The organism is Microcoleus sp. AR_TQ3_B6, assembly GCF_036702785.1.
Classification (GTDB): domain Bacteria; phylum Cyanobacteriota; class Cyanobacteriia; order Cyanobacteriales; family Microcoleaceae; genus Microcoleus.
The window spans coordinates 42,853-65,176 of the sequence record NZ_JAUBVJ010000007.1; the positions used below are offsets into that span (position 1 = coordinate 42,853).

Annotated in this window: 15 protein-coding genes; 4 read left to right on the forward strand and 11 right to left on the reverse strand. The window is 45.8% G+C overall.

Annotated features, from left to right (window positions below):
- Nucleotides 1-46: 46 nt before the first annotated feature.
- Genes QUB56_RS05565 through QUB56_RS05580 form a run of 4 tightly spaced genes read right to left on the reverse strand, consistent with a single transcriptional unit; the run spans nt 47 to nt 5,453 of the window.
- On the reverse strand, nt 47-1,603 hold the full coding sequence (locus QUB56_RS05565) for a PAS domain-containing sensor histidine kinase (protein WP_332953893.1): 1,557 nt from the start codon (nt 1,601-1,603) through the stop codon (nt 47-49).
- Nucleotides 1,600-2,136: a Rab family GTPase gene (locus QUB56_RS05570; protein WP_332953895.1), complete on the reverse strand. Its 537-nt coding sequence runs from the start codon at nt 2,134-2,136 to the stop codon at nt 1,600-1,602. Before QUB56_RS05570 ends, QUB56_RS05565 begins: the two co-directional genes overlap by 4 nt.
- 2 nt (nt 2,137-2,138) lie before the next feature.
- Nucleotides 2,139-4,838, reverse strand: coding sequence for an OmpA family protein (locus QUB56_RS05575; RefSeq protein WP_332953897.1), 2,700 nt, complete (start codon nt 4,836-4,838; stop codon nt 2,139-2,141).
- Nucleotides 4,839-4,844: 6 nt separating this feature from the next.
- Nucleotides 4,845-5,453, reverse strand: coding sequence for a hypothetical protein (locus tag QUB56_RS05580; protein ID WP_332953898.1), 609 nt, complete (start codon nt 5,451-5,453; stop codon nt 4,845-4,847).
- 1,124 nt (nt 5,454-6,577) lie between these two features.
- On the opposite strand from QUB56_RS05580, the gene alaS reads away from it, so the two are divergent.
- The 4 genes from alaS to QUB56_RS05600 all read left to right on the forward strand — a co-directional run bounded on the left by alaS (nt 6,578) and on the right by QUB56_RS05600 (nt 14,791).
- Nucleotides 6,578-9,229, forward strand: coding sequence for an alanine--tRNA ligase (gene alaS, locus QUB56_RS05585; protein WP_332953899.1), 2,652 nt, complete (start codon nt 6,578-6,580; stop codon nt 9,227-9,229).
- Between the two features lie 316 nt (nt 9,230-9,545).
- Complete coding sequence (locus QUB56_RS05590) at nt 9,546-12,755, forward strand: CHAT domain-containing protein (protein WP_332953901.1); 3,210 nt, start codon at nt 9,546-9,548, stop codon at nt 12,753-12,755.
- A 13-nt stretch (nt 12,756-12,768) separates the two neighbouring features.
- A complete protein-coding gene (locus QUB56_RS05595) occupies nt 12,769-13,206 on the forward strand; it encodes a hypothetical protein (RefSeq protein WP_332953903.1) in 438 nt (145 codons plus the stop codon).
- Complete coding sequence (locus tag QUB56_RS05600; protein WP_332953905.1) at nt 13,193-14,791, forward strand: hypothetical protein; 1,599 nt, start codon at nt 13,193-13,195, stop codon at nt 14,789-14,791. The genes QUB56_RS05595 and QUB56_RS05600 overlap by 14 nt, the downstream gene beginning before the upstream one ends.
- Before the next feature lie 214 nt (nt 14,792-15,005).
- Here the strand turns inward: QUB56_RS05600 and moeB are convergent, their stop codons facing one another.
- The 7 genes from moeB to QUB56_RS05635 form a co-directional block, all read right to left on the reverse strand.
- On the reverse strand, nt 15,006-16,178 hold the full coding sequence (gene moeB / locus QUB56_RS05605; protein ID WP_332953907.1) for a molybdopterin-synthase adenylyltransferase MoeB: 1,173 nt from the start codon (nt 16,176-16,178) through the stop codon (nt 15,006-15,008).
- 79 nt (nt 16,179-16,257) lie between these two features.
- Nucleotides 16,258-16,737, reverse strand: a complete 480-nt coding sequence (locus QUB56_RS05610; RefSeq protein WP_332953909.1) for a M67 family metallopeptidase — start codon at nt 16,735-16,737, stop codon at nt 16,258-16,260.
- A gap of 99 nt (nt 16,738-16,836) precedes the next feature.
- Entirely contained in the window at nt 16,837-17,448 is a 612-nt protein-coding gene (locus QUB56_RS05615) for a Uma2 family endonuclease (RefSeq protein ID WP_332953910.1), read from the reverse strand.
- A gap of 365 nt (nt 17,449-17,813) precedes the next feature.
- Nucleotides 17,814-18,041: a ferredoxin family protein gene (locus QUB56_RS05620; RefSeq protein WP_332953912.1), complete on the reverse strand. Its 228-nt coding sequence runs from the start codon at nt 18,039-18,041 to the stop codon at nt 17,814-17,816.
- 107 nt (nt 18,042-18,148) lie between these two features.
- Entirely contained in the window at nt 18,149-19,255 is a 1,107-nt protein-coding gene (locus tag QUB56_RS05625) for a hypothetical protein (RefSeq protein WP_332953914.1), read from the reverse strand.
- 15 nt (nt 19,256-19,270) lie between these two features.
- Nucleotides 19,271-20,650, reverse strand: a complete 1,380-nt coding sequence (locus QUB56_RS05630; RefSeq protein ID WP_332953916.1) for an MBOAT family O-acyltransferase — start codon at nt 20,648-20,650, stop codon at nt 19,271-19,273.
- Between the two features lie 229 nt (nt 20,651-20,879).
- Nucleotides 20,880-22,115 (reverse strand): ATP phosphoribosyltransferase regulatory subunit, encoded by a 1,236-nt coding sequence (locus QUB56_RS05635; protein WP_332953917.1) that lies wholly within the window; start codon nt 22,113-22,115, stop codon nt 20,880-20,882.
- Nucleotides 22,116-22,324 lie beyond the last annotated feature (209 nt).

Sequence of the window (22,324 nt, forward strand, 5' to 3'; positions counted from 1 at the left end):
TGTAGTGAACGCGCCCTGTGAATCGAATTATCTAAAATCTATCTATTTATCTCTGTTTCTCAAAGGGAATTCTGACTATAAAGGTAGTGTCTAACCCGATCTTGCTGGAAAATTCGATTTGACCTCCGTGCAAATCTACACAGTGCTTGACTATGGATAAACCCAGTCCTGTACCGGGTATTTTTTCGACATTTTTGGCTCGATAATAAGATTCAAAGAGTTGTTCTTGGTCTTCGAGAGGAATGCCAATGCCTGCGTCTTTAATTTTAAATATAGCTTCTTCATTATTCTGACAATTTAATTCAAAATAAATATGGCTGCCGATCGGCGAATACTTAATAGCATTTGACAGCAAATTTGTCAAGATGTGCCGCAGCAATTTTGCATCGAGTGCTGGCAAGTCTTGCGTTTCCTCCGACTCGCGATCGGTTTTTTTCGCGGAAACACTTAATTTTTTATAAATAAAGTTAATTATATGATTTTTGCCGTAACTAATTTTAATTGATTCTACTAACTCGCTGCAAAGTTTATGTAAGTCAACTGGTGCGGGATTGAATTCGAGTTTTCCGGCTTCGACGCTGCTGAGCAACCGCACGTCATCTAATAGCTGAGCCATGTGTTTAGATGCTGATTTAACGTGTTCGAGGTAGTGTTTTGTTTCCTCGTGGGTGATTTCGTCGCCGTAGTCTTGGAGGATTTTAGTAGCAAATAATATTGTATGTAAAGGATTGCCGAATTCGTGAGCGAGCATTGAGAAAAAACGAGATTTTACCTGTCTGAGTTCTTGCTCTTTTGCCAAAGAGCGGCGAATTTCTATTTCTTGTTGTTTGCGTTCTGTGATGTCCCTGCCGATATAGATGAAATCGTAAAGTCCCTGTAATTCTGTCTGAATTGCCGAACAGGAAAATTCTACCCAAATTTCTTCTCCTGTTTTAGTAGTGCAGACTATTTGTAATTCTCTGAGCAGCTCTCTTTGAGACAAAATATAGCGGTGGCGAGCTTGGTAAAGCAACTTTTCTTCGACTACTATTATGGAGAGGGGGTTGCCGAGCAATTCTGCTTCGCTGTACCCAAATAACCCTTGGGCTGATTGATTGACTGTTTTGATAATTCCTAATGTTGTTGTCACCAACAAAGCATCGCCCATCGAACGAATAACTTTATCTATATAATCTTTAGAAGCGGCTAAGGCGCTCACCAAAAGATTAGCTTCATTTGCCCTCTGAATTAACGATTGCTCCATCACCATTTTTTCGGTGGTATCTTCAATCAAAATTAGCAATTTATTGGGCACATCTTCTTGTTCCTCTTCATATTTGATAGCCAACATATCAAAGTATAAAGGGCGGTTCGGGTCGGCAAACCGAGCTATACCTTTGAGTTCAAAACCCGGCAGCCGTCCCATAATGATAAACATGAGGGTATTTTCAATCCCAATCAGTTCGGGAAAACTTATGCGAGCATCTGCACCGGGTATCGCGTGGTCGGGAGTATCGGCATAATGCTGCACTTTGGCGGAGGTTTCCTGAATGATGAAATGGTGATTTACTACCAAATACTGTGTTTGTCGCGGGAGCAAAAGCTTTCTCAAAAGGAGGTTCATACTTGTTCTACCATTGTGTAAGCTAGTTTGTAGAATATTTCGTCAACGTCTTTGCCTGTTTTAGCAGATGTCGTGCAAACTGCTATTACTTTGTCTTGACATATCGAATGGGATATTTCCACTAGCAGCGCCAATTTTTCCTCGTCAATCAAGTCTACTTTGTTCAAAGCGACGATAATTGACCCTTTAGGATTGACTGAAGAAAAAAGCTGAATGTGTTCGGAGGTTCGCTCAACTGTTTCGGAGCGGGTGACATCGGCAACGATTAAAACGCCGCTAGCTCCCTGCAAGTAAGTCGGTGCTATTCCTTTAAATTTTGTATGCCCTTCTAAGTCCCAAATTAGCAACTGTGCAGTCACATTTTTCCGCTCTTTTACGCTTTCTAATTCTACGCTTTTTCGGGAAATTTTTACTCCCACAGTGGAGAGGTACTGGTCGCTGAATTGCCGATCGACAAAACGGCGGATCAGGCTGGTTTTGCCGACGCCAAAGTCCCCGATCATGCACATTTTTTTAGATATAGTAACTGACATAATTATTTGCTGTTTATGGTTTTATTTATTGGTTCAAATACCACGCATCTGCTTAAAAGTAGCGGTTGATTGGGTTCCACGCCTGCTGGAGGATTGAGGCTGCCGACCGTTTGAAGGCGTTTCGGGTCAGCACCTTGTCGCACTAAAGCATCTCGCACTGCTGCGGCACGCTGCAGCGACAACCGTTGATTTGTGACAAGTTCCCCAGTTCGATCGCTGTGTCCAATTATCTTAATATGTTTTTGAGGATATTGATCCATGAAAGTTTTAACACTGGCGATGATTTCTCCAGATGTTGAGTCTAATGTTGCCTTTCCTTGGCCGAAGTAGATGCGGGTTGCAATCTTGAGCGGATCTAGTTTAACAGTGCTGACGACGGACTCAACGCCGGGAATTTGCTTCAGGGACTGAGCTATTTTCTCGATGTCTGCACCCTCCATGACTGTGCCTTCTACTGTAACTTTGCGATCGCCATACCGACTAGAAATAGAAACGCCCGACAAGCGGTTCAAAACAGCGGTAATCCGCTGCACCTCGGCCGCTGCCAAAACTGGATCGGGAGGTACATCTAGAGCGACAATTTTATTGTCTAATTTCAGATTGGGTGCAGTTGATGCAGCTATTTTTGCAGCTTTTGCCCGCAATTGTGGATTTGGCAACTTTCCGGTTAACTTGAGAGTGTTGCCCTCAACCTCGACGTTTAAGAGGTAAACCGCTAATTCAGGAGTCGATGCTAAAGCTAAAGCGGTATTTACTGCAAGGCTGCGGTCAACGCTGTGGCGGTACTGATAAATTCCCCAAGGTACTAAGATTAAGCTCAGGGCGAGTAAACCGATACCCGCTAGGGCGATCGGGGGTTTTGTTGATTTTTCCCTTTGCAGCGGCTCGAATAAACTTTGTATCAACGGGTGCAGCGACTCTGGTATAGTACCGGGATCGCCGTTAAACTCGTGAATTACTTTAGCGTAATGAAGGATGAGATTAGTAACTGTTTGGCGCAGTTTGTTGATGAACGAGTGTGACGGTTCTCCTTTGATCACCACTGCCATGTAGCAATATCCCGCTACTTCTAGCATAATTTTTGAGTCGCCGTATTCAATTTCGTTGAGTTCGGAAACTTCTCCGGGCTGCACGATGCACTCGTTAACAAAGCTGCGAATAGCTGTGAGCATTCCTGCTACCATTTCTGATTCTAACTGGTAGCTTTCTGAGTTTTGAGCTTCGGAAATAACCAAGCCTGATGCTTTGTGAATTAAGAATGCTGCTTGGATGGTAAAGGGTACTGATTCTTTGAGGATTAATTCGGCTTCGGAGACTCCTTGTACTTTGGAGCGAATTTTGCGCTGAACTCCTTCGACGCTGAGGGCATTTGACACTTTTTCATTGATTGTCTTGATAGCTTCTGCCATGTATCTGGCAATAGTATTGCCAATTACGGGATAGAGGGCATCCACCATTGCGTCGCGTTCGAGTTCAATTTGGGCTGTAATCGCTTTGCCCATTTCCGGGGCGAGGGCTTGAGCGATCGACTCTTGGTCGAGGCGAATTTGCTCTTTAATTGCCAGACCGATTTCTGGGGCGATCGCCTTAGCAATATCCGCTGGCGAATTCACTATTTGTTGAGCAAGTGCGTCGGGAAGCAGCTCAGCTATTGCCGCACTCATTGCCGACTTGTTTTCCTGAGTTTTTGCCCTAATCACTTCGTCAATAATTGGGACGATCGCCTTAACAACTTCTTCTCTGGAATCGGCAACTTTGCGGCTGAGAATTTCTGCGATCCAAGGCAACATCAACTCAATCAACTCTTGGGGCTCGTAGATTTGGTGCTCCAATTTTCCTAATTTCTCGTTGATGCTTGCCATCAGGTGGCGCACCCCCGGCAAGTCATTTTCTGCCAGGAGATTTTTCACTTGCTCGATATCTGATATTTTTGAGCCGAAAATCAGATTTTGCAGCGTTTCCATCGCGCTGTCGGCTTCATTTAAATCCTGTTTAATTTCGCCTAATATTTCTGTCGGCTGTTCTAGTAAGCTTGGGATTTCTATAGCCGAAGCCACCGCAGCATCTAAATATCCAGTTTCTGGTGGCTCTGAGACTGTGGAAATTATGGGGTTATGGGGAATTTCCGCTGATTTTGACTCGCTTTCGGAAACGGAAACATCCTGTAAATGCCGATCGAACTTGTGGGATTCTTGAGCCTGTACGTACTGTAGAGAATCTTTCATTGTCGAGTTAGACAATTCTTCGACAGGCTTTGATTCCTCCTCCAAATCCGGCTGGGCGATCGCGGAAACATCTATAGTTTTAGCTGAGGAATAGTCTTTTTCCTGTTCTGAAGTGTTGAGTTTGTGAGTAGGGAATAGCCAGCTTTTGAACTCGTCTGCAACAGGGGGGGACTCGCCAGACTGCGGTTGTCGATCGCCAGTTTGGGGTACACTGGCTGCAACTTCCTCTGGCGCTTGCTCAGAAATACCTAACAAATCCATCAACCCGCCGAGGGCCCCAGCTTGATTATTTTGGCCGCTGCTGTCATCTTCGGGCTCTGCATTTGGCTGGTTGGAAGCCGCCAAAATTTTGAGATCTACTAACAGATTCAGCAAGGGTTCTAGCTGGGTTGCTGCATCGGCAGCAGACTCGTCAGGTTGAGAAACAAAACCCTCTAACTCATTTTCGTCAGCCGGATTTTCTTTCGGTAAAGCCATGCGTTATTATCCGTGATGGTGGCGCTCCGGCAACAGAAATTCGGTATTTAACTTATTATCAGCAACGCCTTTAAGTTCGGGGACAAATTCTGTTCCTTTGAGCCTCATGCCGAGTTCAAACAGAATTTCTGCCATGTCGTCTCTAGAAACTTTAACGTCTCTGAGCATGGAAAAGCGACGATCTAGTTCTTCAAAAACCTGTGTTTTCAAAGTGCGCGTTTCTTCAGATAGTCGCTCTCTGGTTTGGGAGAGTTCGTCGCGAAGCGCACTGGTTTGATTGTCTATAGCCTCGTCGAGGGCTTCCATGCTGCTGGAGAATTTGCGGTTAATGCGATCGACTTGCTGACGGATGTCTGCGCTTTCTTCTTGGGTGTTTGAGGTGAGCGATTTAACTTTCTTTTCTAACGAATCAACTGCAGCCCTCATTTCTCCTGAAAGAACTGTCTTAACTTGTTCGATGCGAGCTTGCATATCTTGCTGCATCATGGATAAGTCGGAATCTATTTTATCAAAGCGATCGTCGTATTCTCTAAGCTGCGCTCCAAAAATTATATCCCGGATCTGGTCGATATTTCCCAGCCGTTCGCGCATTTCTTCTTTTGTTATTTCGGCCATGCTTGTACCTAGAATCTCCGGACATTGTGAGTTTAAGAACTGTGCTAGTGATTTACTACCTTTGTTGGTGGTACTAGCTTTTTTGAGTGGGCAGGCTTTTATTTTTTGATCTCTCACCCCTGCGTCGGGGATGGGATTTTTTAGAGTCAAGACTCTAAATATCCTGAGATTCAAATTTTTGAGCCTTGTCTTGTCACCAAAAATGGCGGTTTGCTATCCTTGCCTTGCAGCAAGCTCACAGAAGCGTAGACTTTGCTGCTATACAGCACAGCGGGCTAGATTTTAATGTCTTGTACTGACATCCTCAAGGATATCGCATCTTGACATTGCCTCATACCACAGCGCTTGAGTCCGGGCAAAAAGCGGGCGGGCTTGGTCCACATCCCATTATATATAATATATAAGTCAAAAGCTGCACGGCTCGCTTGCCGATCGACTCCGAGGGATGTTGCCTTTGAGCAGAAAGCACTTATACAGTCAAACTCTGCCCCTATCTCCCCCTTGGACCTGTCCTCCTGCGATCGCCCTATAAAAAAGCGTTGGGTCCGATCGACAGCGATCGGACCCAATAATATGAGAACTGTGTTTTTTCTAACAAACGAGATGTGTTTCCGGTGGAGAACTGTGACTTACTAGGGTTTACAACTTGTGCAGCTTTACTTTTAATCCGCAACTACAATAAGTCTGACTCGACTGCGGTTTGGCTTGACTGCTCGATCGGCAGTTCGCCACTATTCCAAGTTGTGTTCGGTTAATTTCTGCTGCGCCTGGGAATCTAGACCGGAGACACCATGTCTATATCCTCGAATTTTCTTTCTAAATATAGCGACCTCCTTTCTCTTCCTGTCCCGGTGTCTATTATTAAGTTAGCACGAGCTTTCCGAGGAGTAAAGCACTATTTGCAAAACTTGATAGGTCTTTACATTACTAAGTATAATGATATGAATATCCACATAGATGTCAGTTAGGACTCACGCACTCCGAACAAAGAAACCGGGTTTTTCTACGGAAATTGAGGATTTTAAGCAAGTATTTGGGTTTAAAAACCGGGTTTCTGGACAGCCGTGCGTAAGTCCTATAAATTCTATTGTTGCTACATCTTTACATACTTAACAGTTCTTGTCATGTCTATTTCTCCTAAGTATCTCGGCGGTAGCCAAATCCGCCAAACCTTCCTCGACTTTTATGCTCAGCGGGGACATAAGATCTTGCCGAGTGCTTCTTTGGTGCCCGAAGATCCGACGGTGTTGCTGACGATCGCGGGAATGCTACAATTCAAGCCGATATTTCTCGGACAGCGCACGGCCGAATCACCGCGGGCGACGACTTCTCAAAAGTGCATCCGCACCAACGACATCGAAAACGTCGGCCGCACCGCCCGCCACCACACGTTTTTTGAGATGTTGGGCAATTTCAGTTTCGGGGATTATTTCAAGAAACAGGCGATCGCCTGGGCGTGGGAACTTTCCACGGAAGTTTTCGGTTTACCGGCGTCGAATTTGGTTGTTAGTGTTTTCCGTGAAGATGACGAAGCTTTTGCGATTTGGCGCGATGAAATTGGCATTCCGGGCGATCGGATTCAGCGCATGGGAGAAGATGACAATTTCTGGCAATCCGGTCCGACTGGCCCCTGCGGCCCTTGTTCGGAGATTTACTATGATTTCTACCCAGAGAGAGGCGACAATATTGACCTCGAAGATGATAGCAGGTTTATTGAATTCTACAACCTGGTTTTCATGCAGTACAATAAAGATGCAGAGGGCAATTTAACACCGCTGCAAAATCAAAATATTGATACTGGCATGGGACTGGAACGGATGGCGCAAATCCTCCAGAATGTCCCCAATAATTACGAAACAGATTTGATTTTTCCGATCGTTCAATCGGCGGCGGAAATTGCCGGGATTGATTACCACAATAGCGATGAAAAAGTCAAGGTTTCGCTGAAAGTAATTGGCGATCACGTTCGGGCTGTGGTACACATGATTGCGGACGAAATTCGCGCGTCGAATGTTGGTCGGGGTTACATTTTGCGCCGGTTGATTCGCCGGGTGGTGCGCCACGGGCGGCTGATTGGAATTCAGGGCGAATTTACGGTGCGGGTGGCCCAAAGTGCGATCGCGCTTTCGGAAGCTGCTTATCCGAACGTGCGGCGGCGGGAAGCTCAAATTAAGGCGGAATTGGCAAGGGAAGAGGCGCAGTTTCTCAAGACTTTGGAACGCGGAGAGAAGCTGCTGGAGGAAATTGTCGATCGCACAAAACAGCAAGCAAACCAACAAATCAGCGGCCAAGATGCTTTCACTCTTTACGATACCTACGGTTTCCCCTTAGAACTGACTCAAGAAATTGCTGAGGAAGAGGGAATTACTGTAGATTTGGACGGATTTGAAAAGGCGATGAAGGAACAGCAAACTCGCGCTAAAGATGCTCGCCAAACAATCGATTTGACGGTGCAGGGTTCTTTGGACAAGTTGGCTGAAACAATCCAAGGAACTGAGTTTGTCGGTTATGCTGAATTGTCGAGTTTAGCAGAGGTGGAAGTTATCTTGGTTGACGGCAAATCTGTGGAAGAAGCTGCGGCGGGTACCGAGGTACAAGTTGTGTTGAACCAAACGCCGTTTTATGCAGAATCCGGCGGACAAATTGGGGATAAAGGTTATTTGAAAAGCGGAGATAATGGTGATGGTTTGTTGGTGAGAGTTGAGGATGTGAAGAAGGAATCGGATTTCTTCGTGCATTTCGGCTTGGTGGAACGGGGAACGCTGAGAGTTGGCGATAGTATTACGGCGAAAATTGACAACAGCAGCCGCCGCCGAATTCAGGCAAACCACACAGCAACTCACTTATTACAATCAGCTTTGCGGAAAATTGTGGACGATTCGATTTCGCAAGCTGGTTCGCTGGTATCGTCAGAGAGATTGCGGTTTGATTTCAATTCTCCGCGCGCTGTCACAGCAGAAGAGTTGCAGAAAATTGAGGATTTAGTTAATAGTTGGATTGCTGAAGCGCACGCTGCGGTGGTTGCAGAAATGCCGATCGCCCAAGCGAGGGAAAAAGGCGCTACTGCGATGTTTGGCGAGAAGTACGGCGACGTAGTGCGGGTGATCGATTTTCCCGGCGTTTCGATGGAATTGTGCGGCGGGACTCACGTCAGCAATACCGCAGAAATCGGGCTGTTTAAGATTGTTTCCGAAGCCGGGGTAGCGGCGGGAACTCGCCGGATTGAAGCGGTTTCCGGTCAAGCTGTTTTGGACTATTTGAACGTGCGGGATAAGGTGGTGCGCGATTTGGGCGATCGATTTAAGGCGAAGCCTGAAGAATTGCCGAACCGGATTACTAATTTGCAGAATGAGTTGAAGGATACTCAGAAACATTTGGCTGCTGTGAAGTCGGAATTGGCGATCGCAAAATCCGACCAGTTGCTGAGTGCGGCTGAGGATCTAGGTGAATTCAAAATCATTGTAGCTCAATTGGGTGATGTGGATGCAGAAGCGCTGAAAACTGCGGCGGAAAGATTGCAGCAAAAATTAGGAAATGCTGCGGTTGTTTTGGCATCAATTCCTGAACCGGACAAGGTAAGTTTGGTGGCAGCTTTTAGTCCAGAAGTCAATAAAAAAGGATTGCAAGCTGGCAAGTTTATCGGGGGAATTGCTCAAATTTGCGGCGGAAAAGGCGGCGGGCGGCCTAATTTGGCGCAAGCTGGGGGACGCGATGCAAGTAAGTTGCAGTCAGCGTTGGAAAGTGCTCGCAATCTGTTAGTTGAAGGGTTGGGTTAATCTGGGTTTTTTGTAGGAGACTAAAACTCTTTTTATCTCTCGTTTATAGCGGAGGCTAGATCCCCCTAAATCCCCCTTAAGAAGGGGGACTTCGATCGGAATCTTGTCCCCCCCTTCTTTAAGGGGGGCTAGGGGGGATCGGGGCCTAATCGTCAGTTCGATCGCTTCCGTCTGCCAGAATCTCCGCAGGCTGCTACCGCATATATTGGCCCTTACATCTGCGTTTATCCGCGTCCATCCGCCAACATCTGCGGTTAAAAACACCCTTGATTTCCCCGCAAAAAATGTAAAATCATACAAACATGGGTAGTCAAAAATGAACCAACCACGCCGCCAAGCCTATCTCACCCTGATTGAATCTCTCCTCACCTGGGACAGCGAAGAACAAACCGCCATCTTGCAAGCCTATCTAGAATTATTAGACGATGAATTTGCCCAATATTTGCGAGAGTGGGCAACTCAAACTCTCGCAGAAATGGAGTCAAGCCAAGCCGAAAATATTATTATTCCTATTTTTAACTTCAGTAACTTAATTCAACAGTTTCCTCTGGGTAGCAAAAGCAGTAACATGGAAATTGCCATTGTAGGCTATGAGATGGCACTGCAAGTTTTTAACAGAGAGACTTATGCCCAAAATTGGGCAACGACTCAAAATAATTTAGCAGCAGCTTACAGTTACAGAATCAAGGAAGACAGAGCCGAGAATCTCGAAAAGGCGATCGCCTGTTATCTAGCTGCTTTACAAGTTTACACCCGCGAAGCTTTGCCCCAAGATTGGGCAATGGCTCAAAATAATTTAGCAATTGCTTACAGCCAGAGAATCAAGGAAGACAGAGCCGAGAATCTCGAAAAGGCGATCGCCTGTTATCTAGCTGCTTTACAAGTTCGCACTCCCACCGCTTTTCCAGAATATTGGGCAGATACTAAAAATAATTTGGCAAATGCTTACAGTGACAGAATCAAGGGAGACAGGGGTGAGAATATAGAAATGGCGATCACATTTTATGAAGCTGCTTTACAAGTTTACACCCGCCCAGCTTTTCCAGAATATTGGGCAATGACTCAAAATAATTTGGGAGAAGCTTACAGAAACAGAATCAAGGGAGACAGGGGTGAGAATATAGAAAGGGGGATCGCATTTTATGAAGCTGCTTTACAAGTTCGCACCCGCGCAGCTTTTCCCCAAGATTGGGCTGGGACTCAAAATAATTTGGCAAATGCTTACTATTTCAGAATTCAGGGAGACAGGGGAGAGAATATAGAAAGTGCGATCGTATTTTATGAAGCTGCTTTACAAGTTCTCACCCGCGATACTTTCCCCCAAGATTGGGCTAAGACTCAAAATAATTTGGCAATTGCTTACAGCAGAATCAAAGGAGAACGGGGTGAGAATATCGAAAAGGCGATCGCCTGTTATCTAGCTGCTTTACAAGTTCTCACCCGCGATACTTTCCCCCAAGATTGGGCAAGCACTCAAAATAATTTGGCAGTTGCTTACAGTGACAGAATCAAAGGAGAACGGGGTGAGAATATCGAAAAGGCGATCGCATTTTATCAAGCTGCTTTAGGAGTTCGCACTCCCACCGCTTTGCCAATTGACTGTCGGGAAACAGGCAGAAATCTAGGCAATTTAGGATTTGCAGAAAGCTTGTGGGAAACCGCCATATTCGGCTACGAAAAAGCCATCGAAGCAGTCGAACAAAGCCGCGAGTGGATAACCTCCGACAACCGCAAACGAGAAATCATCGAAGAAAATCTCGATGTCTACGAAAAAATGATGCAATCCTGCATCAATCACCAACAATATGACAAAGCCCTGCAAACAATCGAACGCAGCAAATCCCGCTACCTAGTCGAACTCTTCACCAACAGCGAAATCTACCCCAAAACCGCCACCGAAACCGAGAAACAGCAACTCCAAAACCTGCGCCGTCAAATCGCCGCCTCCCAACAACTCCTAGAAACACAAACCCCATCTCTTCCCCCCGAAAACGGTGGAGAAACCGGAAATTCCAGCGGAAAACGGACAACACAAACCCGCAGTCAGAGTCCCGAATCATCTCAACAACAACAAACTAATTTAGCAACAGCATTACAGCAACTAAAACAATTCCTCGAAACATTCAAACAGCGAGAACCAGAATTCAAACTAACTCAAAAAGTCCAACCCATAGACATCGCCGAATTCCAGAAAACATTAGATCCAAAAACAGCCATCATAGAATGGTACATCGGCAACAACTCCAACTCCAACTCTAACTCCCCCCTTAAGAAGGGGGGCCGGGGGGGATCAGATCCCAGCATCACCACAAACAACTCCAACTCCGATGATAGCTGGGCAGGTTCTGCATTCATCATCACCCGCGACAACATAGAATTAGTCACCTACACCACAACTCAAATAGCCCAATTAGAAACCTGGCAAAAACAATATCTCGAACAATACCGAGGCGACGAAAAACAAAACCGAATCTGGCAACACACCCTATCCACAAAACTCCAAAAACTCTCCGAAATCTTGCAGCTAAACGAGATAATCGCCCACATCCCCCCTGATTGCCAACAACTAATCTTAGTTCCCCACCGCTACCTGCACCTATTCCCCCTCCACGCCTTAGAATTCACATCAGAGGGCGGGCACGGGGGCACCGCCCCTACGAGGTACTTGTTAGACTGCTTCCCCAACGGTGTGAAATACGCACCCAGTTTGCAACTCCTGAAACTCGTACAAACCCGCATCAAAACCCGCACATCTCCCCCACCCGAACACCAGCCATTATTTGCCATCCAGAATCCCACCGAAGATTTATCCAACGCGGATATGGAAGTAGCAACCATCAAAACCAGATTCACATCCCACGACATTCTGATCAACAAACAAGCCACAAAAATCGCCTTCACCAAAAACCGAGAAACCATCTCAAATGCCAGCTACATCCATTTTGCCTGCCACGGACTATTTAACTTTGACAATCCACTGCTATCCCTTCTCGCCCTAGCCGATTCCATCGAACAAACCAACAATCAAAATGCAGATGACCGCGCTGTCATCATGCGCGACGGCCGAAAAGCCATCCCCGAAAAATGCCTAACTTTGCAAGAAATCTTCGCAGAATTAAACCTATCGCAGTGCAGGCTGGTGACACTCTCCGCCTGCGAAACCGGGTTAACCAACTCCATCGCCATCACCGATGAGTACATTGGTTTACCCAGCGGCTTCTTGTACGCTGGGAGTTTGAATGTTGTCAGCACCTTATGGAGCGTCGATGACTTGGCAACGGCAATTTTTATGATAAAATTTTATCAGGAGTTGCACCATGAAAGGTCAGTTGCAGTTGCTGTCAATGCTGCCCAAAACTGGATGCGCGCCGTCAGCAAACAGGATTTGAAAATTTGGGTTGAATCCTTAAAATTAGATGAAACATGGATGACAGCATTCAACAAACGGTCAAGCTACTGGCCAGAAGATAAACCACCTTTCATCAATCCCAAATTTTGGGCTGCATTCTGCGCTACGGGATACTAGGATATTTCGGTCAGTGACCGGAACCATCCTAACCACCTTGGCGGTTGCTATAACTGACATTTTATTAACGGAGAATTGTCCTGTGGAAATTGACAAAGATTACAAAGATATCGCTAGTTTTATCTATTTGCTGAGAGAAATTCCCGAAATCTTTTCACCGGAAGCATGGGAAGATTTACCGAATTTAGCCGCCGAAATAACCAAGTTAGCAGGCAAAGAATCTACCATTAACGATACTATCAAAACTTGGTGTATACAACGCGAATTGGGAGACGAATTAATCATGGCTAGTCGGCGAGAAATCTCCGATCCGCCTCAACCCCTGTCAACTACCCAAGAACCCCTGGAAAATCTCACTAAAGCCGTACCTGCAAGCATTATGAATGCTTACAAAGAAAGACTGAAACAAGACCAGGAAAATAGTGCAGATACCAGTAATGAATCCAATTAGTACAGTATATGCTCCCAATGTTCATTTATTTGCTTTCCATGTCTGGGATATCCTAGCATCAAGCTCAAATCCTCTTGCCAATTCCCCACAACAAGCCCTACCACCAACCTCAAATCCCCCTGCCAATTCCCCACAAACAGCCCTACCACCAACCTCAAATCCTGCGATCGATCCCGAACACCTCTGGTACAAGTGCAACGAAATCCTCCAAGAAAAACTCAGAGTCCCTGCGGAATTTAACGATCGCAATTTATACAAAAACCAAACAAATCAACCGAAAGGAAGGCGTGTCAACCTGATTGTGAAAGCTGAGGTCAACAACCGGGAATCTCTACCCTTTGATAAGGAGATTCAGCATCACAACCAGCAGATTTCCCTCGCAGGATTTGCTCAAATGCTGCGAATTGGTGACAGTTATGCTTTGGGATTAAACATCCGCGTTCCCGAAAAAACTAATGGTACTAAAACACCTGATGTTGACCTTAGCATCTTCCAGGATTTGAATCCCGATAACTGCTTACTGCGGGATTCGGTTAATAGTTATTTCGGTCAAACTCTGCTGCTGACAGCTTGGCTGAGTCCAGAACAAAAACAGAAAGCCGAGGAAGATTCGCAGTATTTGCAAAGTTTAGCCCAAAAGTGTTTGAAAAACTTCATTTCCGGTCAAGACTTGCCAGAATTTTACCGTGAAGGCGAATTATTTGGCAGTCCGATTTTAGAATATGGCAATCCCAGTTATCCCAATGCTGGCGATCACATTCTGATTTGGTTTTTCAGTAGTGCGACAACTGGTGAAATTTGGGATTCGCGGTACAGCGATTTTTTGGACTTGTTCTTGTACCGCAATAAAACTATTCAGGCTTATCAGGAAAGCCGCGCCTACTATTATCAAATCCGTCAAGAATACGAAAAAATTACCGAGGATATCAACGAGACTTTTCGCTATTTGCAGCGCGATACAGCGCCGCAGCGCCAATTGAAAGGTACTGGCTTAAAGCCAGAGGAATTGGAATATCTGGAACGCAAGACTATCGAGATGCCACCACGGGCTGTGAATTATGCCCGGTTGCTGATGGATTTGGAATTTCGCCAAAATACGATCGCCATTAACGCCAAAAATTACCAAGATAAATTAAATCAAATAAGTTTTGACTTAAAAGCAAGAAACAACTACAATGATAGTGATTGCGATTTAAGCTTTTTAGAATTATTCAGCAAAGAAACCTCGCCCCAGTTTCAAGAGCAAATCAAAGCCGACTTAGGCTACTTCACACACGGTTCCGGCTTGCTAGACCAAGCAACCGAGGCAATTAGAGCTATTGTGGCGATCGAAGAAGCTTATCGGAATGCGAAACTAGAGGTAACGATTCAAGCTGTCGGCTTTGGTTTGGGAGTAGCCGGGGTAGTGGCTGGCAGTTCTCCTTATTTGATTAAACAAGACCCGCCGAATCAAATAGTTGCTTTGCCTTTGCCTTTCCTGAAGGTGGGAATTAATTCTTTTGCCTTCGTATTGTTGATTAGTATCGGTGCGGGGGTTGTGGTTTGGCTTTTGGTTATGTTGGGGGCCAAGTTCAAGAATCTATAGGGTAAGTTCAAGAATCTACTCGGTAAAAATAAGCAGTTGCCGCCGCAATAGATTTGAATTGCATAAATCCTTGATTAATACGGAAACCGCAGATTTAAGGCAGATAAACACAGATTAACGCAGATAATTTTGAGATTGTTTGCGGATGAGTGCAAGAAGTCTAATCATCTCGGTTCCGGGGGGGTAAATTGCCCGCCCCAGAAAAAGATTAGCCTTAATATTGAGGTACAGACGGGTCTACTTCTTGACTCCAAGCAGTAATTCCGCCCTTAACATTAATTCCCTCAATTCCAGCTTCCTTTAAAATCCCCAAAGCCTTGGCAGAACGCCCGCCCATTTTGCAGTGTGCAATCAAGCGGTGGCCGTTCAACAATTCTTTGACTTTAGCGACACCTGCGCCCTGTTCGATATCCGGCAAAGGAACCAAAACTGACCCAGGAATTTGACAAATTTGATACTCGTTGGGATTGCGAACGTCCAACAATACAAAATCCTTCGCACCGCTGTCGATTAACTCTTTAAGTTCCGTGACAGTCATCTCAGGAATTTGCGTTTGCTGACTTGCTTCCTGCGCTTTTGCTTGAGGAATGCCGCAGAATTGTTCGTAATCGATTAGCTTTTCAATTACCGGGCGCACTGGATTAGGCCGCAGTTTCAATTGCCGGAACGTCATCTCTAAGGCATTGTAAAGCAACAGTCTGCCGCTCAAAGTTGTGCCTTGACCCAAGATAATTTTGATAGCTTCCGTTGCTTGGATAGAACCGACAACTCCGCACAAAACTCCTAAAACGCCGCCTTCGGCACAAGAAGGAACCATCCCAGGAGGTGGGGGTTCCGGGTACAAATCGCGGTAATTCGGGCCGCCTTCGTAGTTGAAAACTGTTGCTTGTCCTTCAAATCGGAAGATGGAACCGTAGACGTTGGGCTTGTTTAGCAGGACGCAAACGTCGTTCATCAAATAGCGAGTCGGGAAGTTGTCCGTGCCGTCGATGATGATATCGTAAGGAGTGGCAATGTCGATCGCATTTTCGGAACTAACGCGAGTTTCGTACAAATCAACTTGACAAAAAGGATTAATTTCTAAAATCCGATTTTTAGCCGACTCAATCTTCGGTTTCCCCACCCAAGAAGTGCCGTGAATTACCTGCCGCTGCAAGTTGGAATGGTCAACAATATCAAAGTCTACAATCCCAATGCGGCCAACACCGGCGGCTGCTAAATAAAGCAGCAGCGGCGAACCGAGGCCTCCCGTACCGATGCAGAGCACGCTGGCAGCTTTGAGACGCTTCTGCCCTTCCAATCCAACTTCTGGGAGGATGAGGTGGCGAGAGTAACGTTCGTATTCTTGTTTGTTGAGCTGGATCTCGTCCAGATTAGGATTTAGCATGATATTGTGTGTAGCGCCGATTTAGAATTATATCCTATCTGAATCTTTCGCCTTTTTACGAGTTTGTTATTTTTACTAATTATTTCTTAATCTGAGTCGGTTCCACTGCGAGAATTTCCTCTGCTTGAAAGTTGCCCTCTCGGTCAAGAGTCCAACTGCGGAGGTCTTCCGAACAGCCTTGTCGGACGGACACAATGATATAAGAGTATTGGGTCCAGGCCAATTTCCGATCGCACTCTGAGGGCACTGCGGGACAATCGGTGTGAGAATGATATATGCCGATAATATCCAGAGTGCGATCGCGCCCATATTTCATCGCCCGCAACATATCTTCTGGCCCTATAGCATATCTGCGTTTTTCTGTCAATTCTTTTTGTTCGGGCCAATTCTCCTCAGCTTCGGCACTCCAAGCATTTTGAGTCGGCCAAACTTCTACTAAAGTTTTAACACCAGCAGTAACTCGACCGAGCAACAAACCGCAGCATTCTTCAGGATAAGTGCTTTCGGCGTGGGTGCGCATGGATAAAATTTGAGAGTCGGAAAGTGCGATCGGCTGCATGGGATTTTATTATAGATTTTATTGTAAAGTGCGATCGGGCTTTTTTTAAATTGTGGAACAGGCATCTTGCCTGTTCAATACTGGCTTTTCGGGAGAGTTCTATTGATTTGACATTCCTGTAGCTGTTTGCAAAGCAGTTCTATAAGCAATGACAGCTTCAGTTTGGTTAACATATCCTACATATTGACTCAATACAGAAAAGTCTAACTCCGGCAAAAATTCACTGCTGGAAATTAACTCATAACCAGACTCGCGCAAGCGGTAAAGAGAAAATTGATCGTTAGCCCAAAACCAGACTTCCGGAACCTGCAAACCGCGATACACATCCAGTTTGTCAATACCGCCGCTAGTTAGAGCAATTTCTATCACAATATCCGGGACTTCTGCAAGTAAACCTAAACAGTAACACTCATCTGGCTCAGCACCCCGTCTCACAGCTTCGCGGCGAAATGTAGCACTTCCGTAACCGTTGAGATTAATTAGCCTTTCAACCGCATAGGTTTCTATCAACCGGGCAATAATTGTTTTGAGCCTTTCATGTTCTGGCGAAGTCGTCATTATAATTTCTAACGTTCCTTCTAAGTAAGTCATCCTGGGAAATTCCTCGGCAAACATATCGGAAAGTTGCTCGTATTTTTCCCAAGTCACATCATATAAAATAATGCGCTGTTCAGTGGCTGGTTCGAGAGTTTTTGGATCTAAAAGTAACATAATTAATTACCTGCACTTAGATATCTAAACGTTATATTTTTCCAATATTTCTCACCCTTCTTCTCTGCGCCCTCTGCGCCCTCTGCGGTTCGCAAAAAAAGTGAATGTAGGGTGCGCAGTCCGGCGCACCTTACCATGAAAGTTAATGTAGCTATAGCAATCCTAAATGATTTGCGTAATTATTGTAGGGGCAATCCCCCCGTGGTTGCCCCGATAGATAAGGGGTAGGCACGGGGGCACTACCCCTACAAATTTATCTGAATGATTTAGGATTGCTATATCTACCCCTCAATTGCAATTAAGGATCGCGAATTAAATAACTTACAATTTTAATTATTATTGTGGAAGTTATTTAATTCTCATTCCTAAGACGGAGTTTGCTGCAACTCAGGGCGCTCATCTGGAACGATCGCACCTGCGACAGGACACACCTGCAAACAAATGCCGCAGTCAATGCAGGTATCAAAATCAATCCAAAACCAATCAGTACCCTTGACATTTTTGCCAGGACCGGGGTGAATGCAAGCAACCGGACAAGCGCCGACGCAATCAGCAACTCCCTCGCAAATATTCGTAACGATAGTATGTGGCACAGTGTTCTCAATTATTCAAATTTGGTGGACAAACTAGAAATAACTTTTTACTTGGAGTGGCATCTAAAGCCTCAGTTTTTCTTCTAATTTAACATTGAAAACAGAGGTTATCGAGGTTGATTCGATTTGCCAAGCAGCCCGAACAAATCTTGGGCCACAGCTTTGTGACCGTCTTTGTCAAGGTGAACCGTATCAAATTTAATATACATCGGGGCAAAACGACCCTCTTTTTGAGCAATTTGCGATCGCCCGCGGCGAACTCCTTCAGTAGCATCGACATAGGGTAAACCAAGAGACTTACTAATTTCCCCAAGTCGCTTACTCGCATCAATAGTCAGCCGCTGTCTAGGTACTTGCTGTTCGTTATCAGAAAAACCGTCAAAAGCCATAAACCGAGCAGGCAAGTAAACTACAGCCAAAGAGTGGCCGTCAGCAGCAACAGAGTCCCTGAGCACACTCAAATCGCTCTCGAATTGCTTCCAAGCACGTTCGGCGATATCGGGAGGAACATCAGCCTGCTGCCAACCCAAGGCTAGGGTTGCGCCCAAAGGAACATCCGGTTTCAGGTTGTTGTTTGCCAAACCCAGGAAGTACAAGCATTTTTGGGAGTTGATTTTCAGCCAAGACGGGGTAGCTAAGAGTTTGAACTGGTTTTTCAGACCCGCCAGCTTTGATTTGGCAACTTGCTCCAGATAAGGGTTTGCAGTCACTGCTTTGTCATTGCGACGAAACCAGGTCATCGAGACTAAGTTGTTGTCTACCGCCAGTACCACTAAATCTGGCTGGTACTGAGACCACTGGTTGCGGTAAACCGTGTTGATTTCCTTGAGTGAATAACCCTCTAGAGCGCTATTGATGTAGGTTGCCTTAGTACCGTTTTTCTGAAAAACAGTTGCTAGCTGAGCTGGCCAAGTATCTTCAGCAGCAATCCCAGTACCGAAGGTGGTGGAATCTCCCATTCCCAGGATTCGCAATTCGCCTGGAGCTTTTTGAATCGGCACCACAGGACCGCGATTGCCGGGACTGCTAACGGCGATGGGATGACCGCCTGTGAATTCCCGATCGAAAACATTATTGGTATACTCAGGAGCACTCACTTGCAGGAGTCCTTCTAATAATACAAATGCCAACAATACCTTCGACAAATCCACAGCAATGTAGCGAACTGTGGTTTTTAAATTTGCAATGGCTTTATCATTAAATATCTGACTCATAATTTTTCAAGCCCATTAGAACTGGAAGTAAAGGAAATTTGAACTTGAAGCACCGGCGAAGGTAAACATTAGCGCGATCGCCATTGCATAAGTAATCCATTTGAGCGAATTTGGGTGGTTTTGTGTCCAACTCATCCATTTTTGCTTCAAATCCCACCATTCAACTAGCAGAATTGTTGCCATGTAGAACAGCGGCCGATAGTCAAGAGGTATCCGCCCGTCAGCAAAGGTCAATATCCGCTGCAATACTACAACCGCACTGTTCAAATCCGCTGCCCGGAAGAATATCCAAGAAGTACATATTAGAAACAAGGTAATCAGCCAGCGGATTAAATAGTTTATTTTAGAAGTTGGCTTAGATGAAAGTTTAGTTGCTCGTTCAATGGAGAGCATTGCTCCTTGCAAACCTCCCCACACAACCCAGTTCCATCCAGCACCGTGCCAGAGACCTCCCAGCAGCATCGTAATCATTAGGTTCGCGTAAGTGCGGAGATTGCCGCGCCGATTCCCCCCTAGAGGAATGTAGAGGTAGTCGCGCAACCAATTTGACAGCGAAATGTGCCACCTGCGCCAGAAATCAGTAATGCTATAGGCTAAATAAGGTTTCTCAAAATTTTTCGGCAGTTCAATTCCCAATAGGCGAGCCGAACCGATCGCAATATCCGAATAACCCGAAAAGTCACTGTAGACTTGAACGGTATAAGCTAATGTACCCAGCACAAGCCCCAGCCCGGAAACATTTTCTGGACTGGCGAAAACTTCGTTAGCTATTGGTGCGATCGAATCAGCTACATAAACTTTTTTCAGCATCCCCCAGAGAATCTGGGCAATACCGCTGCGGATCGCAATCCAGTTTACCGATGACTCACAGGCAAACTGGGGCATGAGGACCTCGGCGCGGACGATCGGCCCAGCCAGCAGGCTAGGGAAGAAAATCACGTACAGCGCTACGTCCAGGATTGACTTTTGAGCCTTGGTAACGCCCTTGTAGACATCAACTATGTAGCTAATTGTTGAGAACGTGTAAAAAGAAATACCCAGAGGTAATAGCAGTTTCAGTTGAGGCAAAAGCCTAAATCCCAACAGCGAATAACTCGAATCTAAGAAGAAGTTTGCGTACTTGAACACAAACAGAGTGCTAAGAACTACAGCCAGAAAAGTAATTAAGGCCGTAGTGCGGTTTCTCTGTTTAGTCGAATCCTCGATGATTCGAGCTGTTTTATAAGCCAGCAGGGTATAGCCAACCATTAAAATTGAGTATTGTACGCTCCCAGCCCAATAAAAACAGTAGCTAGCCAATAGCAAAAACCAACGTCGGTACTTCGGTGTCAGTAAGTAATACACATACACCACAACTACCAGGAATCCTAAAAACAGTGTGGAGTTAAACAGCATTTTTTACTTTTACTCTTCAACTGGAAACTAACGCTCACAATGCTACCACGAACTCAAACCGATAGACGATCTTGCTCAGGGATGCAGAAGCCTGGTTTTTGTATGGAAAAACGCCATTACAGCAATGGATTTAGGGTAAAAGATCCCTTTTTTTACGTTTTTTGTAAAATGTTTGTTAGAGCCAGGGCTTCTGTAATAAGTTTGAGTTCTGGGTTTTCTCTACCAGCTCTTAATTTACCGTTTCAATTGTTGGCAATCCTTCGGCATTTACCCAAGCAATTTGAGTAATTCGTCGATCGCGCGCGTATTCCCGCGCCTCCTCCTCCGTCTCCCGACTCTCCAAATCTATTTCTACCCGAACCAGGTGAGTAGACTCTCGGAGTTTGCGAGCGTAAGCAAAGGCGGCGGCACTAGCATCAGGAGTTTGTGCCACCACCAACCAGTCGCTGGCTGGCGTCTGGGTGGGCAATTGCCCCTCTGTCAGCAAAACTTGGTGCAAATCTTCAATATTCAGACAAAACCCGATGCCGGGGGAATTTTGCCCTTGGGGGTCGAACAGCCCCAACAGTTGGTCGTAGCGTCCTCCTTGTCCTAAAACTCGCTGTCCTGTCTTGCTGCTGCTAACAACTTCAAACACAATTCCCGTGTAGTAGTCAAATGTTTGAATTAAACTCAAGTCGAGGTGAATGTGGGATTTTAGATTGGGAATTTTTGACTGGCATTGGTGCAGCAATTCGATCGCCGATTTGAGATTGTTTAACGCCGATTGCTGCGGCAAATCTAAATCTAGTTTGGCAACAATTGGCAACACCTCTTCTGGGCGGCCGCGCAAGTCAAATAACAGCAGTGCTCTTTCTCGCAATTGGGTTGACAGCGGCAAAGTTTCCAAGGCAATTCGATCGAGATTGGCGATCGCCCCCCGAACTTTCTGGCGCACGTTTGGCGGAAACGGTTCTAGCAATGTTGCAGTCAAGCCCGCTTCTCCCAACACCAAATGCCACTCATCAATTTCCAAGCTCTGCAAGCACTCAGACAGCAGCAGCAGCACTTCCGCATCCGCAACCGCCCCCCCCGCGCCGAGCAGTTCTACCCCAGCTTGATAGAACTCCTGTTGCCCGCCTGAGCCAGTATCTGGCCCTTTGCGGAACACGTTGGCGTTGTAGTAGAGGCGAAACGGCTGCCAGCGAGTCCCGGCCATCCGCATTGCAGCCGCCCGGGCGATGGATGCTGTCAATTCCGGCCGCAAACCGAGTTCTCCATCCTCGGCGTCTTGCAGTTGAATTAAGGTCGATCGGTCGATCGCGCCCCCAGCCATCAATGTCTCCAGCCTTTCTAGAGTTGAAGTAATAATCCGGTGATAGCCCCAGCGGTGAAAAACCTGCTGCAAGCGCCGTTCGATCGAAATTTTTTGAGCAACGTCAAGGGGCAATAAATCTCTTGCACCCGATGGGGGTTGGTGAACCATATCAATTTTAGATTTTAGACTTTAGATTTTAGATGGGGCTTAGAAGCTTAGCTTTAGGGGAGGGTGTTAAAGTCTAACGACGCGGGCCTAACATTCGACTTTAACAAATTAAGGTGTCATATCAATTTTAGATTTGAGATTTGAGATTTTAGATTGGGTCCAGAAGCTTAGCTTTAGGGGAAGCTGTTAAAGTAGAAGCAGGCCAGCTT

What these genes read in the sequence shown, in the direction of transcription:
- QUB56_RS05565 (WP_332953893.1), bottom strand. Translation starts at nt 1,603, where the DNA reads ATGAACCTCCTTTTGAGAAAGCTTTTGCTCCCGCGACAAACACAGTAT.
- QUB56_RS05570 (WP_332953895.1), bottom strand. Translation starts at nt 2,136, where the DNA reads ATGTCAGTTACTATATCTAAAAAAATGTGCATGATCGGGGACTTTGGC.
- QUB56_RS05575 (WP_332953897.1), bottom strand. Translation starts at nt 4,838, where the DNA reads ATGGCTTTACCGAAAGAAAATCCGGCTGACGAAAATGAGTTAGAGGGT.
- QUB56_RS05580 (WP_332953898.1), bottom strand. Translation starts at nt 5,453, where the DNA reads ATGGCCGAAATAACAAAAGAAGAAATGCGCGAACGGCTGGGAAATATC.
- alaS (WP_332953899.1), top strand. Translation starts at nt 6,578, where the DNA reads ATGTCTATTTCTCCTAAGTATCTCGGCGGTAGCCAAATCCGCCAAACC.
- QUB56_RS05590 (WP_332953901.1), top strand. Translation starts at nt 9,546, where the DNA reads ATGAACCAACCACGCCGCCAAGCCTATCTCACCCTGATTGAATCTCTC.
- QUB56_RS05600 (WP_332953905.1), top strand. Translation starts at nt 13,193, where the DNA reads ATGAATCCAATTAGTACAGTATATGCTCCCAATGTTCATTTATTTGCT.
- moeB (WP_332953907.1), bottom strand. Translation starts at nt 16,178, where the DNA reads ATGCTAAATCCTAATCTGGACGAGATCCAGCTCAACAAACAAGAATAC.
- QUB56_RS05610 (WP_332953909.1), bottom strand. Translation starts at nt 16,737, where the DNA reads ATGCAGCCGATCGCACTTTCCGACTCTCAAATTTTATCCATGCGCACC.
- QUB56_RS05615 (WP_332953910.1), bottom strand. Translation starts at nt 17,448, where the DNA reads ATGTTACTTTTAGATCCAAAAACTCTCGAACCAGCCACTGAACAGCGC.
- QUB56_RS05625 (WP_332953914.1), bottom strand. Translation starts at nt 19,255, where the DNA reads ATGAGTCAGATATTTAATGATAAAGCCATTGCAAATTTAAAAACCACA.
- QUB56_RS05630 (WP_332953916.1), bottom strand. Translation starts at nt 20,650, where the DNA reads ATGCTGTTTAACTCCACACTGTTTTTAGGATTCCTGGTAGTTGTGGTG.
- QUB56_RS05635 (WP_332953917.1), bottom strand. Translation starts at nt 22,115, where the DNA reads ATGGTTCACCAACCCCCATCGGGTGCAAGAGATTTATTGCCCCTTGAC.